The following is a 15,156-nucleotide window of genomic DNA, read 5'->3' as shown; positions in this document are numbered from 1 at the left end:
GAGTGATAGAACCACATGGGCGGCGCAGAGTTCATTCTTGCAATCAACCTGCTCGTCGCCGGCCTACTGGCGGCTGCCTTCATGATCATCTCGTTTTATGATGTGGCGCGCGCGTCGGCTCGCTGGCTGGTCTTCGGATATCTGCTCGGGATGGCCTACTTCGCCATCGAGTTCAGCATTCCACTCTTCGACAATGCGCGACCCGCGGTCGTCGCGGGCTTCGCGGTTTTCCTTGGCGCCACCATCGCCTTCAATGGCGGGCTTGCGCGTAAATACGGCATGGCGCCGTCTTGGCTGCCGATGCTCGTCTTCCTGTTTGCGGCCACCGCGGTCGTGTATTTTGTGGAGGATTTGCCGCGCCAGTCGCTTGCCCGTATGATGGCCTACCAGCTTCCCTATGCCGCCATGCAGGTGGTCGGCGTCGGCATAGTCTGGTCGTCCAGGCAAAGACGCGACTGGCTCGACCATGCGCTGATGGCCGTTCTGGCGGCCAGCGTCCTGCAATTCGTGAGCAAGCCGTTCATCGCCCATGCATTGGGTGGCTGGGGCGTCAATCCGCAGGCCTATCTGCAGAGCAACTACGCTCTGGTGTCGCAATCGCTTGGCACCGTGTTCGGCATGGCAATCGCGCTTCTTATTCTGGTCATTCTGGTCCGTGACGTGCTCGCCGAGGCGACGTCGAAGTCGGAGACGGACACGCTATCAAGGCTGCTCAACCGCGGCGGCTTCGAACGTCATGCCGAGCTCGCGATGCGTGACGTCGCGCGCAAGGGTATTCCGGTCGCCCTGGTCATCGCAGACCTCGATCATTTCAAGAGCATCAACGACAGTTTCGGCCATGCATCCGGCGACAGGGTCATCGAGGCCTTTGCCGGCTTACTGCGTGATGCGGCCGCCGAGCATCACGTCGCCGGCCGCATCGGTGGTGAGGAATTCGCCATCATCCTGCCGGGAACCAACCTCGCCGCCGCGCGGCTCTTCGCCGAAGGCACGCGCAGCGCTTTCGGGGCGTTGCCGATCGACTGTCTGCCGGCGAACCATCGTTGCACCGCCAGCTTCGGCGTTGCCGAGCTCCACCCGACTGAGAATTTTTCCGACCTGCTGCGGCGCGCCGACGAAGCGCTCTATCAAGCGAAGGGCGGCGGACGCAATTGCGTGCGGATCTCGATAGGATCAATCGCCGCCCGGCAGCCGGCTGTCGCCAATGCCGGGCCGAAGATCAGCGGCAGGGGCTAAGCTCCGGCATCTCGCCGTCGGAAAGCCCGTACATATAGCTGCGGCCCTTGACGAAAACCGGCGGCCTGTAGCAGTCGCGGCTGCTGACATCGTCCAGTTCGTCTTGATAGACGATTTTGGGCCGGCCGGCGCCGACGTAATCCGACATTTCCTTGGCCAATTCGCCCTCGCCAACGAGGATGCGCTTGTAGCCGGCGGCGCTCTCGATGATGAGATTGCCGAACGAATCGGCATAGACGCGGTCACGCGTCCCGGCGCGTGCCGGCGCTGCGAATGCGAAGCCGATGGCCACCGCCACCAGGACGGCCATCGAGACGGGCGCCGGAAGGCGCGATCTGCCTGAATTCGAACGCATGGCGTCCCCATTTGTCAGAGGCCGAGTCTTGCTCGAATCACAAATTAACCTTTTCTTAACCATTGTTAAGAGGCCAGCCCTGTTGGACGCCAGGTCTCGGCAAACATGGTTAATATCCGCGGCCATCTTTCGGCCATGCTTGCCGCCACCATCGCGGCCGGCGCCGAGCGCGACATCGGTGATCTTGGCAAAGCATCGCGGCTGGATTGACGCGCAGGGAGGCAGCATATGGCGTTAGGCCGGACGTTTCGGGTGACGCTGGCCCTTTGTCCATTGCTGACCACAATTGCCTGCGTGTCTCAGACCAATGCGCCGAAGGCCGGAAATCCGCTCGCCGATTCACCGCAGCCGCGCACCGCGACCTATACTTGCGCCGACGGCGCCAGGATCACCATCGAAAATCTCGGCACTTCGGTGCGGGTGCTTGGCCCGGACGGCGCCAGCGAGGACCTGCCGGCCTCGCCAGCCAATCAAAACAGCCGCTTTGGCGCGGCGCATGACGCAATCGTGATCGACGGGCGCGACGCGCTGGTGATGAAGGGCGGGAGGACGCCGCTGACCTGCAAGCGCTAGGGGCATGCCGATATTCAGGTGAGGCCGGTCTGCAAACAGTGGTTTCCTGCGCTTCCGGCCTCCGCCGGCCGAAGCACTCATGAGCGGTAGCGGCAGTTAAGGCTACGGCCGGCGGAGGCCGGTACTCACGTACCCAAAAGTACGCTCCGTTCCGTTCTCGGAACCACTGTTTTCGCCACGGCCTGACCTGAATCTCAACATGCCCCAAGCCGTAGGATCGAAACCACATACCGCACCGCAGCGAACATTGCGCCGGCTTTGGGTCGCGCCCTAATCGATTGAAGCCAAACACCGCCTTTTGTCAGACTAAATTAGGTTTTCGAAACGATTTTCCGGCTTTGACGCGGTGCAAAAAGAGCATTAGAAACCGGGCTGTCCAAAGTCGCAACCGGAAGCGGTAATGCCGCATTTCCACCTGGGGCTCCAGAGACGCCGAACTGGGGGAGCCATGAGCAAATCACCAGCCACCCGCGAATTTGCCAGACGTGAACGGCCGCTTTCGCCGCATCTGACCGTCTATCGACCGCCGATCACGATGACGATGTCGATCATCCATCGCATCACCGGCGGGGCGCTCTATTTCGGCACGCTGCTGGTCGCGCTGTGGCTGATGGCGGCGGCGAGCTCGCAATCCACCTTCGATGCCGTCAACTGGGCCTTCGGCTCGTGGCTGGGGCGGCTGGTGCTGTTGTTCTATACCTGGGCGCTGATGCACCACATGCTGGGCGGCGTGCGCCATCTGATCTGGGACACCGGGGCCGGTCTTGAAAAGGACACCGCCTCCAGGGTCGCCTGGGCGACGCTGGCCGGCTCGGTCGTACTGACGCTGCTGATCTGGATCGCCGGCTACATGGCGCGGGGAGCCTGATCGTGAGCCACCACAACACCGACATGCGCACGCCGCTGGCCAAGGTCCGCGGCCTCGGCTCCGCCCGCGAGGGCACCGAGCATTTCTGGCGCCAGCGCCTGACGGCGATCGCCAACATTCCGCTGATCCTGTTCTTCGTCGGCTTTCTGATCGCGCTGAACGGCGCCGGCTATGCGCAAGTGCGCGCCGCACTTGCCAACCCGTTCGTGGCGCTGGTCCTGGCCCTGGTGCTGTTGTCCGGGCTCTACCATATGCGGCTCGGCATGCAGGCGATCATCGAGGATTATGTGCATGGCGAGGGCATGAGGCTGGCGCTGCTCGCCCTCAACACATTCTTTCCCGTAGTGGTCGGCGTCGCCTCGATCTTCGCCCTGCTCAAACTGGCATTTGGAGGCTGAAATTTTGGCCAAGGACGCGAACAACGCCAACACGGCGTCCGCCTACAGCTATGTCGACCACAAATTCGACGTGGTTGTGGTCGGCGCCGGCGGCGCCGGCCTGCGCGCCACGCTCGGCATGGCCGAACAGGGCCTGCGCACCGCCTGCATCACCAAGGTTTTCCCGACGCGGTCGCACACTGTCGCCGCTCAGGGCGGTATCGCCGCCTCGCTGTCCAACATGGGGCCCGATTCCTGGCAGTGGCACATGTACGACACCGTGAAAGGATCGGACTGGCTCGGCGACGTCGACGCCATGGAATATCTGGTGCGCGAAGCACCCGCCGCCGTCTACGAGCTCGAACACTACGGCGTGCCGTTCTCGCGCACCGAAGAGGGCAAGATCTACCAGCGGCCGTTCGGCGGCCACATGATGAATTTCGGCGACGGCCCGCCGGTGCAGCGCACCTGTGCGGCCGCCGACCGCACCGGCCACGCCATCCTGCACACGCTCTACGGCCAGTCGCTGAAGAACAACGCGCAGTTCTTCATCGAGTATTTCGCGCTAGACCTGATCATGGAGCCGGACGGCACCTGCACCGGCGTCGTCGCCTGGAATCTTGACGACGGCACCATCCACCGTTTTTCGGCAAAAATGGTGGTGCTGGCGACCGGCGGCTATGGCCGCGCCTATTTCTCGGCGACCTCGGCGCACACCTGCACCGGCGACGGCGGCGGCATGGCGGCGCGGGCCGGGCTGCCGCTGCAGGACATGGAATTCGTGCAGTTCCACCCGACCGGCATCTACGGCGCCGGCTGCCTGATCACCGAGGGCGCGCGCGGCGAAGGCGGCTATCTCGTCAATTCAGAAGGCGAGCGCTTCATGGAGCGCTATGCGCCGTCGGCCAAGGACCTTGCCTCGCGTGACGTGGTCTCGCGCTGCATGACGCTGGAGATTCGCGAGGGACGCGGCGTCGGCAAGAACAAGGACCATATTTTCCTCCACCTCGACCACCTCGATCCGGCCGTTTTGCACGAGCGCCTTCCGGGTATTTCGGAGTCGGCAAAGATCTTTGCTGGCGTCGACCTGACCAAGGAGCCGATCCCGGTGCTGCCGACGGTCCACTACAATATGGGCGGCGTGCCGACCAATTACTGGGGCGAGGTGCTCAACCCCACCGCCTTGAACCCGGACCAGGTGTCGCCCGGGCTGATGGCGGTCGGCGAAGCCGGCTGCGCCTCCGTCCACGGCGCCAACCGGCTGGGCTCCAACTCGCTGATCGATCTGGTGGTGTTCGGCCGCGCGGCGGCGATCCGGGCCGGCCAGGTGATCGACCGCAACGCGGCGATCCCGTCGCCCAACGAAGCCTCGGTCGACAGGATCATGGACCGCTTCGACCGGCTGCGCCACGCCAACGGCTCGACGCCGACGGCGGTTTTGCGCGAAAAGATGCAGAAGGCGATGCAGGACGATGCGGCGGTGTTCCGCACCCAGGAATCGCTGCAAAGCGGCTGCAAGCGCATTTCGCAGATCTGGGGCGAGCTCAAGGACGTAAAAGTGTTCGACCGCTCGATGATCTGGAACTCCGACCTGGTCGAGACGCTGGAACTGGAAAACCTGATGGCCAACGCCATCACCACGGTCTACGCCGCCGAGGCGCGCAAGGAGAGCCGTGGCGCACATGCGCGGGAGGATTTTTCGGCGCGCGACGACGCGAACTGGCGCAAGCACACGCTGTCCCGGCTCAGCGAGGCCGGCGAGGTGTCGCTCAGCTATCGGCCGGTGCACACCGAGCCGCTGCTTAGGGAAGCCGACGGCGGCATCAACCTGGCCAAGATCGCGCCCAAGGCCAGGGTGTATTGAGGTGAAATACTTAGCCGTCCCGATGCTTTCGATTGTTGCCGGTGGTTGCACGACGTCAGCTGACACTGTCTATCTTTATGATAACGCAGGCAGATTCTCAAAGATGTTTAACGACATCCCGGTTTGGAGGGACGCATCCAGCGCGCAGTCGTCAAACAGATTTTGGTTCGAGAAAGGCAATGGGCCAGTTAGGTGCGTGGTAGGAGACGGGGATTTGCCAGCCCGTGCCGCGAGAAGGCAAATTATAGAGAAAGCCGTGGAAGTGCGCGTATACGGCAGTTGCACGGGATTCGTAAATTCCCGCTATGTTCACGCGGAGAAATAGGGTGGCATTGGCGGTCGCAGCATATTCCGGCACGCCGATCCGAAAGGACCTGAGGTAATGGTCGAACTGACGCTTCCCAAGAACTCGAAGATCAAGGCCGGGAAAACCTGGCCGAAGCCGGAAGGTGCGACCAATCTGCGGGAGTACCGCATCTACCGCTGGTCGCCGGACGATGACGAGAACCCGCGCATGGACACTTATTTCGTCGACATGGACGATTGCGGGCCGATGGTGCTCGACGCGCTGCTCTACATCAAGAACAAGATCGACCCGACGCTGACGCTGCGCCGCTCCTGCCGCGAGGGCATTTGCGGCTCCTGCGCCATGAATATCGACGGTTCCAACACGCTGGCCTGCACCAAGGGCTGCGACGACATTTCCGGCGCGATCAAGGTCTACCCGCTGCCGCATATGCCGGTGGTCAAGGACCTGGTGCCAGACCTCACCAATTTCTACGCCCAGCACGCCTCGATCGAGCCGTGGCTGAAGACGGTGTCGCCCGAACCGGCCAAGGAATGGCTGCAGAGCCATGAGGACCGCGAAAAGCTCGACGGGCTCTATGAATGCATCTTGTGCGCCTGCTGCTCGACCTCATGCCCGAGCTACTGGTGGAACGGCGACCGCTATCTCGGTCCGGCGACGCTGCTGCAGGCCTATCGCTGGCTGATCGATTCCCGGGACGAGGCCAAGGGCGAACGGCTCGACAATCTCGAAGACCCGTTCCGGCTCTATCGCTGCCACACCATCATGAACTGCGCCCAGACCTGTCCCAAGGGGCTGAACCCGGCCAAGGCGATCGCCGAGATCAAGAAGATGATGGTGGAGAGAAGGGTTTAGCTTCGGACGGGTTGCTGCAGGGATCATTTCGTCGGTAGTGATCCTTCGCGCCGGCGCTGTCCCGCCGACTTCAAAGGAAGCCGACCCATGACCGATACCGAACTCCCCATCCTCTCTCCCGTCGAAGCGCGCGTGCTCGGTTGCCTGATCGAAAAGAAGGAACTGACGCCCGACATCTACCCGCTGACGCTCAATGCGGCACTTGCCGCCGCCAACCAGAAGACGGCGCGCGAGCCGGTGATGTCGGTCGAGCTTGTCGAGGTGAGACGAGCGCTTGGCCAACTCGAGCACAAGGGGCTCGTCAGGCAGGTCTTTGCCTCGCGCGTCGAGCGCTACGAGCATGTCGTCGCGCAGCGCTTTTCGCTGACCTCGGCGCAGATTACGCTGCTTGGGCTGCTGTTGCTGCGCGGTCCGCAGACCGCCTATGAATTGCTGGCGCGCAGCGAGCGCATGGCGCGGTTGCCCTCCATCGACGAGCTTCGCAGCAATCTCGACCTGTTGATCGGCCGCAAGCCGCCGCTCGTTCAGCAGATCGATCGTGGTCCCGGCCAGCGTGAGGACCGCTATGTGCATCTCCTGGGCGGGCCGGTGCAGCTGTCGGCTGCCGTAGCGCCCTTGCAAGCGCCTTCGCCGGCCTCGGATCTCGAAGCGCGCGTGCAGGCTCTCGAGGAAGAGGTCGCACAGCTGCGCGCACGCATCGACGCGCTGACCGGCGACGGACGCTGATGACCTTTTGAGGCGTTGGAGGGGAGCGCCCTCTCTAGGTATCTTGTTCGTTGCCCCTCACCCGCCTGCCGGCGACCTCTCCCCGTATAGTGACGGGGAGAGGGATGCTCATCGGCCGTTTCGGCAATTATCAGCGTTGCAAGAAGGGTGCCGTAGCTGCGGCCAGCTTCTTTCTCCCCGTCATTATACGGGGAGAAATGCCCGGCAGGGCAATGAGGGGCGGAGCCGGCTTCAACAATGATGGCTTCCTACACCGGCTGGAATTGGTCATATGTGAAGGCGCTCTCAGCCGAGCTTGGCGTCGAGCGAAACCTTTATGGCGCCGAGCGCCTTCGAGACCGGGCATTCGGCCTTGGCCTTCTCGGCCAGCTCCTGGAACTTCGCCGCATCGATGCCCGGCACCTTGCCGACCACCGTGAGCGCGCTGCCGGTGATCCCCGTGCCAGGGACCAGCGTCACCACCGCCTTGGCGTCGAGTTCGGTGGCGGGGGTGCCGTTCTCGGCCAGGAAGTGAGAGAACTGCATGGCGTAGCAGCCGGCATGCGCGGCGGCGATGAGTTCCTCCGGATTGGTGCCGGCCTTGCCGCTTTCGTCATCGAACCGCGCCTTGAACGAGTACGGCGTGCCTTTCAGGGCCGCGCTCTGCGTGTCGAGCGTGCCGTTGCCCTCTTTCAGATTGCCTTTCCAGACGGCGTTTGCGGTGCGGTCCATGAAGTCCTCCTTGATTGTGGTGGCTGAGCCGTGATCGGCGTCTGGTCGACTATAGCGCGCGCGGGCACTAAGGCCACCCGTGCTTTCGCGCCAATGGCGACGCGTAAAAAAAATCCGCGTGCAAAAATGTCGACTTCCATCTGCCTCGGCCGTCCTGCGGGCGGCCACGGGTTTCGTGGCCGAATGGAGGACACCATGAATAATCTGTTTTCTGCTCACTGGGGTGACACCGGCCGAAAGGCGGCTGAACAGGAACCTGACCGGTTGGATCGGCAACCTTCCGGTTTCGGTCGACTGCTTGCTGCGGTCGCCATGATAGGGGTTGCGGTATCCCTTCTCGATCATGCGGCGGTCAAAAGCCCGGCTGGGACCTTGGTCGCCAACAGTTCGTCCCAACAAGGAAGATGAGAGATGAAATATGTTTGCCTGGTTTATGGTGAGGAAAAAGACCTTTACGCGATGAGCCCGGAGAGGCTGGCCAGGCTCGACGCCGACTCGCTGGCCTATGACAAATCGGTGGAGCAAAGCGGCCGGCTGATCATCGCGCAGGCGCTGCAGTCGGTAAAAACCTCGAAAACCGTGCGCCGGCGCAAGGGCAAGCGGCTGATCACCGATGGTCCCTTCGCCGAGACCAAGGAGCAATTGCTCGGCTTCGTCATGATCGAGGCGGGGGATATCGACGAGGCGCTGGGGATTGCCGGCGGGATTCCGCTGGCCGAAATCGGCACCATCGAGGTCAGGGCGATCTACAACGTGCCGGGATCTTGAACATAATTCCGGTTGCGTCCGGCGGAATCGATTTCTTCGGCGGGCGCAACTTTTGCGTGTTGAAGCGAGACAGCACTTCTCCTATCGTCGCTGCGGTTGGGGGATTTCGGGCATGCATATACTGATTGCTGCAATTGGGCTGTTGGGAGCGGCGGCGTTCTGGTGGTATCGGATGAAGGCCATGAACGATGCGGCGCGCGAGGTCGCGGACGTCGTCGGGCGGGTGCAAGGCAACATTCGGCGCAAGAGGTTGCGCAAGCAGGCGGCGCTCTCACCGCTGACGGCGATCGACGATCCGGTCGTGGCGGCCGCGACGCTGATCACCGCAATCATTTCCGAGAACGGCCCTGTCCTGCCGCAGCGCGAAGCCGTGATTCGGTCGGTGATTTCGGAGATTGCAGACGACAAGAAGACCGATGAGGCCGTGGTCTACGCCAAATGGGCGGCGTCCCAGATCGACGATGCCACGATCGTCATCGACAAACTGGCGCCGTTCCTGCGCGAACGTCTCGATGTGACTGAGCGAAACGATTTGCTGCAGATGGTGAACCGCGCGGCGCAGGCTGGTGAGCAACCCCTAAAAATATCCGACCAGAGGATACTGCGGCTGCGCCAGAAGCTCGGCTTCGAGGTCAACTAAGGGTGTGCTGATATTCAGGTGATGCCGGCCCGTCAGTCGGGTTCAGATCGCCTCGCCTTTGAGCAGTTTCGGCGTGTCGCCGGACAGACCGGACGCCTGGCGGATGAAGAAATCCTTCAGCCGCGGCATGCGTTCGACGAGACCGAGGCCGATGTCGCGGACGGCGCGCAACGGGCCGATGTCGTTGGAAAACAGCCGGTTCAGGACATCGGTGGTGATGCCCATCTGCAGCGTGTCGAAGCGCCGCCACTGCTGGTAGCGTTCGAGCACGTCGAGCGCACCGACATCCTGGCCGAGCCGGTCGGCCTCGACCACCACTTCGGCCAACGCCGCCACATCCTTGAAACCGAGATTGAGGCCCTGGCCGGCGATCGGGTGGATGCCGTGGGCGGCGTCGCCGGCGAGCGCAATGCGCGGCGCGACGAAATCGCGGGCGATGGTCAGGCCGAGCGGCCAGGCACGTGGCCTGTCGGCGACGCGAATTTCGCCGAGCTTCAGTCCAAACCGCTGTTCCAGCTCGTGCTCGAAGACGAGGTCGTCGCCGTCGACCAGTTTTTCGGCGTCTTCCGACCGCTCGACCCAGACGATCGACGAGCGGTGGGTGCCGTCCTTGTCCGGCTTGAGCGGCAGCGTGGCGAACGGGCCGGCTGGCAGAAAATGCTCTTCGGCGCGGCCATTATGCGGCCGTTCATGCGCGACGGTGCAGACGATGCCGGACTGGCCGTAGTCCCATTTCACCGTCTTGATGCCGGCCATGTCGCGCAGCTTCGAGTTGACGCCGTCGGCGGCGATCAGCAGCCGCGCCTTCAGCGTCGCGCCGTCGGCAAGATGCACGGTGATGCCGGCGCCGTTGACGTCGAAGGCACTGACGGCGACGCCTTCGATGATGTCGATGCCGAGTGTTTCAGCGCGCCGGCGCAGGGCGCCGTTCAAATCCCTGTTGGCGACCATATGCGCAAACGCTTCGCCGGGCGCGACCTCGCCATCGAAAGTGAGAAACACCGGGCGCAGCGGATCGGAGGTGCGCGAATCGGTGACGATCATCTCGGTGATCGCCTGCGCCTCGGGGGCGATTTCGGCCCAGACGCCGAGCTGGTCGAGCATGCGGCAAGCGGCAGCGGCGATCGCCGAGGCGCGGCCGTCCTTTTGCCAGATTCCGGCGGGCGCGGCGTCGACGACAGCGACGGCCAGGCTCGGTCGTGCCTGTTTCAGCGATACGGCGGCGGCAAGGCCGACATAGCCGGCGCCGGCGACCAGAATGTCGAGCGCGGTTCGGTTTTTTGCATCCGCCTTGTCGAGCATGGCAAATTCCTTTCCGGCCAAATTCCTTTCCGGCCTTGACTGCCCGTCATTCCTGTCGGAAACCGCCATAACACTTTTGCGGCTTCTGATGCTCGCTTCGAGTGAAATATCGAAATTAAGGCGAACTTCGGAATCAAAACGACACGAGGGCGCGAAACATGACGGCGGCCATGGACGAGCTTCTCGGCATTCTCGACCTCGAGCAGCTGGAACACAACCTGTACCGTGGTCGCAGCCCCAAACTCGACTGGCAGCGTGTCTTCGGCGGCCAGACCATCGCCCAGGCGCTGGTCGCCGCCCAGCGAACGGTCGAGCCCGAACGCCACGTGCATTCGCTGCACGGCTATTTCATGCGGCCGGGCGACACCAAGGTGCCGATCATCTACCAGGTCGACCGCATTCGCGACGGCGGCTCCTTCACCACGCGCCGTGTCGTGGCTGTCCAGCACGGCCAGGCGATCTTTTCGCTGGAAGCCTCGTTCCAGCAGGACGAGGTCGGTCTCGAGCACCAGGTGCCGATGCCGCTGGACGTGCCGGCGCCCGACACATTGCTGTCGCAGCGCGAATTGATCGGCAAGTTCGGTGCGGCCGTGCCCGACGGCATCAGGCGCTACTGGGAGCGTGACCGGCCGATCGAGATGAAGCCGGTGATGCTGGAGCATTACACCAGCCGGGAGAAGCTGGAGCCGAAACAGAACATCTGGATCCGCACCACCGGCCCGGTTCCGGGCGATCGCGCCACGCAGGCGGCCGTGCTTGCCTATCTTTCCGACATGACGCTGCTCGATACCTCGACCTTTGCGCATGGCCGCGCCATCTTCGATAGCGACATCCAGGCGGCGAGCCTCGATCACGCGATGTGGTTCCATCGCAGCCATCCACTCGACGACTGGATGCTCTACACGCAGGACAGCCCGTCGACGCAAGGGTCGCGGGGGTTCACGCGCGGGTCGCTGTTTGCCCGCGACGGCACGTTGATCGCCTCGGTTGCCCAGGAAGGCCTGATCAGGCTGAAGCGGCCGCCCGCGGAATAGGCAATTTTGCAAAATTGCCTATTTTTTAAACAGATGCGCTGCCGCGACTATGAACAGTCAGCCGACAAACCTTCCCCAAGTCGTTATTTAACAGCAGCTTAACACCCTGCTTCGGCAACTGGCACGGAGCTTGAATCCTAGCGGGCACTCTCCGGCTCTCATGGGGATCGGCGAAGTCGTGCAAACGCGGGGACCCGCAACAGTAAAGGGTGAAACCTTATGAAAATCGTGATGGCAATCATCAAGCCGTTCAAGCTCGACGAGGTGCGCGAAGCGCTCACCGCAGTCGGCATCCAGGGCCTGACCGTCACCGAAGTCAAAGGCTACGGGCGTCAGAAGGGACACACGGAAATCTATCGCGGGGCGGAATACGCGGTCAGCTTCCTGCCGAAGATCAAGATCGAAGTCGCGGTCGGCCTGGACATGGTCGACAAGGCCGTCGAAGCCATCACTGCGGCGGCCAAGACCGGTCAGATCGGCGACGGCAAGATCTTCGTTTTCGGCATCGACCAGGCGGTGCGCATTCGCACCGGCGAAACAGACACCGACGCGCTTTGAGCTGCGGAAACGTATTCCAATGGAGAGTTCAATGAATATTCCTTCTACTTTGAAGTCGGTGGCGCGCACCGCGCTGCTGGGCTCACTCGCTATCGCAGCGCTGGGCACGGTCGCCGCATTCGCGCAGGAAGCGGCGCCGGCCGCACCGGCCGCGCCAGCGGCGCCGGCCTTTACCGTCGACAAGGGCGACACGACGTGGATGATGATCTCCACCATCCTGGTGCTGCTGATGACCATTCCCGGCCTTGCCCTTTTCTACGGCGGCCTGGTTCGCGCCAAGAATATGCTGTCGGTGCTGATGCAGGTCTTCACCATCACCAGCGTGGTCATGATCGTCTGGGTTTTCTACGGCTACAGCCTTGCCTTCACCCCCGGCAACGCCTTCGTCGGCGGCCTTTCCAAGATGTTTCTCGCCGGCGTCGACGTGACGACGGTGTCGGAAACTTTTACCAAGGGCGTCGCCATTCCTGAACTGGTGTTCGTGATCTTCCAGATGAGCTTCGCCTGCATCACGCCTGCCCTGATCGTCGGCGCCTTCGCCGAACGCGTCAAGTTTTCGGCTGTGATCCTTTTCACCATCCTGTGGGTCACATTCGTCTACTTCCCGATCGCGCATATGGTCTGGTTCTGGGGCGGCCCGAGCGCTTACAGCGACCCGTCGGGGCTCATCTTCAGCTTCGGCGCCATCGACTTCGCCGGCGGCACCGTCGTCCACATCAATGCGGGCATCGCCGGCCTTGTCGGCGCGCTGATGATCGGCAAGCGCATCGGCTACAACAAAGACGTCATGGCGCCGCATTCGATGACACTGACCATGGTCGGCGCGTCGCTGCTGTGGGTCGGCTGGTTCGGCTTCAACGCCGGTTCGAACCTCGAAGCCAACGCCTATGCGGTGCTGGCCATGGTCAACACCTTCGTCGCCACAGCGGCGGCGGCAGTGACCTGGATCGTGCTCGAAACGCTGCTGCGCGGCAAAGCCTCCATGCTTGGCGCGGTTTCGGGCGCTGTTACCGGCCTTGTCGCCGTCACGCCCGCCGCCGGCTTTGGCGGACCGATGGGCGTCATCGTGCTCGGCATCGTCGCCAGCTGCGTCTGCTACTTCTTCGTCTCGGTCGTGAAGAACAAGTTCGGCTACGACGACAGCCTCGATGTCTTCGGCATCCACTGCGTCGGCGGCATCATCGGCGCGCTCGGCACCGGCATCCTGGTCAATCCCGCCCTCGGCGGCGCCGGCATCGTCGATTATTCGACGGCCGACTTCGCCGCCGGCTATGCCGGCACGGCGACCCAGTTGTGGTCGCAGTTCAAGGGTGTCCTGGTAACCGTCCTGTGGTCGGGCATCGGCAGCGCCATCCTCTACAAGATCGTCGATATGATCGTAGGCTTGCGCCCGACAGCCGATGCAGAGCGCGAAGGGCTCGACCTCACCGCGCATGGCGAAGCGGCCTATCACCCGTAAGCCAGGCCACCTGTGGGTCTTGTCTGGGGCGGCCTCGGCCGCCCAACACCTTCCCTCCCGTCGTGACGCTCCCGAAAAGGGCTCACGCATTGAGGCCCGGACCGGTTCCGGGCCTCTTTTTTCGTGCGATGCCGCGCCCGGTGGCAGTCCAGGCTCGGTCACAATCGCTTGATCGGGCGCCTGATCGATCTTGGCGATGAAACATCGGGCTGGCCAGCGTGCCCGCCATTTGTGTGACTGGTTTCCAATCGGGGAGCGCCGGCACGCACCCATGGTTAATGCGGCCTTAACCTTCGCGCCGATAGTCTGGCATCCGAATCTGCCGGAGTGCGTCATGCGTCCGGCCAGTCCAAGACAGACGGGGAACGACGAATGCGTTCAGGGGCTACAGCACCGCTTGCGCTGGCCGATACGGGGCACGGCATCCGGGCGTTCGCGCGGCGTCAGGTCGGCCGGCTGCTTGGCGCCGGCCTGTTTGCGCTGGTCGCCTTCGGCGTCGCCAGCCTCGCCACCTGGAACGTCGCCGACCCAAGCTTCTCCCACGCCACCGACAACATCGTCACCAACGCCATGGGCTATGTGGGCGCTGTCTTCTCTGACCTAGCCATGCAGTTCTTCGGCCTTGCCGCGGTCGCGGCGCTGGTGCCGGCGGTGGCCTGGGGATTTCTGCTGTTTTCGGCACCCGGCGTCGACAGGCTGCCGAAGCGCGGGCTCGCCTGGTTCGGTTACGCGGTGCTTGCCGCGGCCATGGCCGGCTGCGTGGTGCCTCCCAAGACCTGGCCGCTGCCGACCGGTCTCGGCGGCGTGTTCGGCGACATGGTGCTGAAGATTCCCGGCCTCGTCGTCGGCGGCTATCCGACCGGTCTCATCGCCAGCGTGCTCGCCGTGCTTCTGTCCGCGCCGGCACTGTGGCTGTTTGCCTACGGCTCGGCGCTGATTGCACGCAAGAATGGTTTCGCCGTCCTGGAGCAACCGGCCGCAGCCGACCAGGACGACCTGCTTTTCGACAATGATGAGGACGAGGGCGACGAGGGCATTCTGGCGCTAGGCGCGATCACGCATTGGTGGCTGTCGTTGCGGGCCTATCTCCGCCGCCGCGCCGCTCGCCGCCGCGAGCGCGACGATTTCGAACCGGAGCCGCGCGCCAGCGCCTGGCGGCGCGCTGCCGAACGGGTCGAATCGGCCGAATTCGCCGAATCGCGGATGAGCGCCGACGGCCGGGCCCGCGTCGAGCCGGAATTCTTCGCCGCCATGGTCAACGACCGCAGCGCCTCGCTCGATCCCGACGACGCCGATGTTTTTGACGATGACATCGATTTTGCGCCGGAGCCCGCGGGCCAGCGCCGCGCTGCGCCCAATGCGAAGGTGCAGCCGTTCCGCTCCGATGCAGCCACCCGCGTCGCGGCGCCGGCGCCGCGGCCGGGGCCGGGCGCGCGGGGCCCGCGCGCCGCCCCGGCCGCGCGGATCGGCGCCGCACCAATCGCAAAGCCCTGGCGGGCTGTGCTGTGCGCGCCCAACGACCA

General features: G+C 63.6%; 17 protein-coding genes. 14 read left to right on the top strand and 3 right to left on the bottom strand.

Annotation, left to right across the window (positions count from 1 at the left end):
* Window positions 1-15: 15 nt before the first annotated feature.
* Entirely contained in the window at window positions 16-1,236 is a 1,221-nt protein-coding gene (locus AC0L3D_RS12875) for a GGDEF domain-containing protein (RefSeq protein WP_473644563.1), read from the top strand.
* Here the strand turns inward: AC0L3D_RS12875 and AC0L3D_RS12870 are convergent.
* Window positions 1,220-1,591 (bottom strand): hypothetical protein, encoded by a 372-nt coding sequence (locus AC0L3D_RS12870; protein WP_473644561.1) that lies wholly within the window; start codon window positions 1,589-1,591, stop codon window positions 1,220-1,222. The genes AC0L3D_RS12875 and AC0L3D_RS12870 overlap by 17 nt on opposite strands.
* Window positions 1,592-1,819: 228 nt before the next feature.
* On the opposite strand from AC0L3D_RS12870, the gene AC0L3D_RS12865 reads away from it, so the two are divergent.
* From AC0L3D_RS12865 to AC0L3D_RS12840, 6 genes are all read left to right on the top strand, one after another.
* Window positions 1,820-2,164 carry a hypothetical protein gene (locus tag AC0L3D_RS12865; RefSeq protein ID WP_023800582.1) on the top strand — a complete coding sequence of 115 codons (345 nt, stop codon included), beginning with the start codon at window positions 1,820-1,822 and terminating at the stop codon, window positions 2,162-2,164.
* A gap of 448 nt (window positions 2,165-2,612) precedes the next feature.
* Window positions 2,613-3,032: a succinate dehydrogenase, cytochrome b556 subunit gene (gene sdhC / locus AC0L3D_RS12860; RefSeq protein ID WP_023800581.1), complete on the top strand. Its 420-nt coding sequence runs from the start codon at window positions 2,613-2,615 to the stop codon at window positions 3,030-3,032.
* Between the two features lie 23 nt (window positions 3,033-3,055).
* The gene (sdhD, locus tag AC0L3D_RS12855; protein ID WP_268929907.1) at window positions 3,056-3,430 is read left to right on the top strand and encodes a succinate dehydrogenase, hydrophobic membrane anchor protein; all 375 of its coding nucleotides are present in this window, start codon (window positions 3,056-3,058) and stop codon (window positions 3,428-3,430) included.
* A 4-nt stretch (window positions 3,431-3,434) separates the two neighbouring features.
* Window positions 3,435-5,273 carry a succinate dehydrogenase flavoprotein subunit gene (sdhA, locus tag AC0L3D_RS12850; RefSeq protein ID WP_091592471.1) on the top strand — a complete coding sequence of 613 codons (1,839 nt, stop codon included), beginning with the start codon at window positions 3,435-3,437 and terminating at the stop codon, window positions 5,271-5,273.
* A 382-nt stretch (window positions 5,274-5,655) separates the two neighbouring features.
* Window positions 5,656-6,435 carry a succinate dehydrogenase iron-sulfur subunit gene (locus tag AC0L3D_RS12845; RefSeq protein ID WP_023800578.1) on the top strand — a complete coding sequence of 260 codons (780 nt, stop codon included), beginning with the start codon at window positions 5,656-5,658 and terminating at the stop codon, window positions 6,433-6,435.
* Window positions 6,436-6,522: 87 nt separating this feature from the next.
* On the top strand, window positions 6,523-7,161 hold the full coding sequence (locus tag AC0L3D_RS12840; RefSeq protein ID WP_473629504.1) for a YceH family protein: 639 nt from the start codon (window positions 6,523-6,525) through the stop codon (window positions 7,159-7,161).
* A gap of 285 nt (window positions 7,162-7,446) precedes the next feature.
* Here the strand turns inward: AC0L3D_RS12840 and AC0L3D_RS12835 are convergent, their stop codons facing one another.
* Window positions 7,447-7,872, bottom strand: coding sequence for an OsmC family protein (locus AC0L3D_RS12835; RefSeq protein WP_473644559.1), 426 nt, complete (start codon window positions 7,870-7,872; stop codon window positions 7,447-7,449).
* Window positions 7,873-8,067: 195 nt separating this feature from the next.
* Between AC0L3D_RS12835 and AC0L3D_RS12830 the strand changes: the two genes are divergently transcribed.
* The 3 genes from AC0L3D_RS12830 (at window position 8,068) to AC0L3D_RS12820 (ending at window position 9,280) form a co-directional block, all read left to right on the top strand.
* Window positions 8,068-8,280 carry a hypothetical protein gene (locus AC0L3D_RS12830; RefSeq protein WP_473629505.1) on the top strand — a complete coding sequence of 71 codons (213 nt, stop codon included), beginning with the start codon at window positions 8,068-8,070 and terminating at the stop codon, window positions 8,278-8,280.
* Between the two features lie 3 nt (window positions 8,281-8,283).
* Window positions 8,284-8,640: a YciI family protein gene (locus AC0L3D_RS12825; RefSeq protein ID WP_473629506.1), complete on the top strand. Its 357-nt coding sequence runs from the start codon at window positions 8,284-8,286 to the stop codon at window positions 8,638-8,640.
* 112 nt (window positions 8,641-8,752) lie between these two features.
* Window positions 8,753-9,280 (top strand): hypothetical protein, encoded by a 528-nt coding sequence (locus tag AC0L3D_RS12820; protein WP_473629507.1) that lies wholly within the window; start codon window positions 8,753-8,755, stop codon window positions 9,278-9,280.
* A 42-nt stretch (window positions 9,281-9,322) separates the two neighbouring features.
* On the opposite strand, the gene AC0L3D_RS12815 is transcribed toward AC0L3D_RS12820, so the two are convergent.
* Window positions 9,323-10,582, bottom strand: a complete 1,260-nt coding sequence (locus AC0L3D_RS12815) for a ubiquinone biosynthesis hydroxylase (protein WP_473629508.1) — start codon at window positions 10,580-10,582, stop codon at window positions 9,323-9,325.
* A gap of 158 nt (window positions 10,583-10,740) precedes the next feature.
* On the opposite strand from AC0L3D_RS12815, the gene tesB reads away from it, so the two are divergent.
* From tesB to AC0L3D_RS12795, 4 genes are all read left to right on the top strand, one after another.
* On the top strand, window positions 10,741-11,616 hold the full coding sequence (tesB, locus tag AC0L3D_RS12810) for an acyl-CoA thioesterase II (protein WP_128173684.1): 876 nt from the start codon (window positions 10,741-10,743) through the stop codon (window positions 11,614-11,616).
* A gap of 219 nt (window positions 11,617-11,835) precedes the next feature.
* Entirely contained in the window at window positions 11,836-12,174 is a 339-nt protein-coding gene (locus AC0L3D_RS12805; RefSeq protein WP_023800571.1) for a P-II family nitrogen regulator, read from the top strand.
* A 31-nt stretch (window positions 12,175-12,205) separates the two neighbouring features.
* Window positions 12,206-13,633, top strand: coding sequence for an ammonium transporter (locus AC0L3D_RS12800; RefSeq protein WP_091592240.1), 1,428 nt, complete (start codon window positions 12,206-12,208; stop codon window positions 13,631-13,633).
* A 372-nt stretch (window positions 13,634-14,005) separates the two neighbouring features.
* The coding region (locus AC0L3D_RS12795) for a DNA translocase FtsK 4TM domain-containing protein (protein ID WP_473644558.1) at window positions 14,006-15,156 on the top strand (1,151 nt) is incomplete at its 3' end.

This window comes from Mesorhizobium sp. WSM4837 (assembly GCF_055811435.1).
The sequence above is the reverse complement of the archived record's forward strand: the minus strand, read 5'-3'. Positions and strand labels throughout refer to the sequence as shown.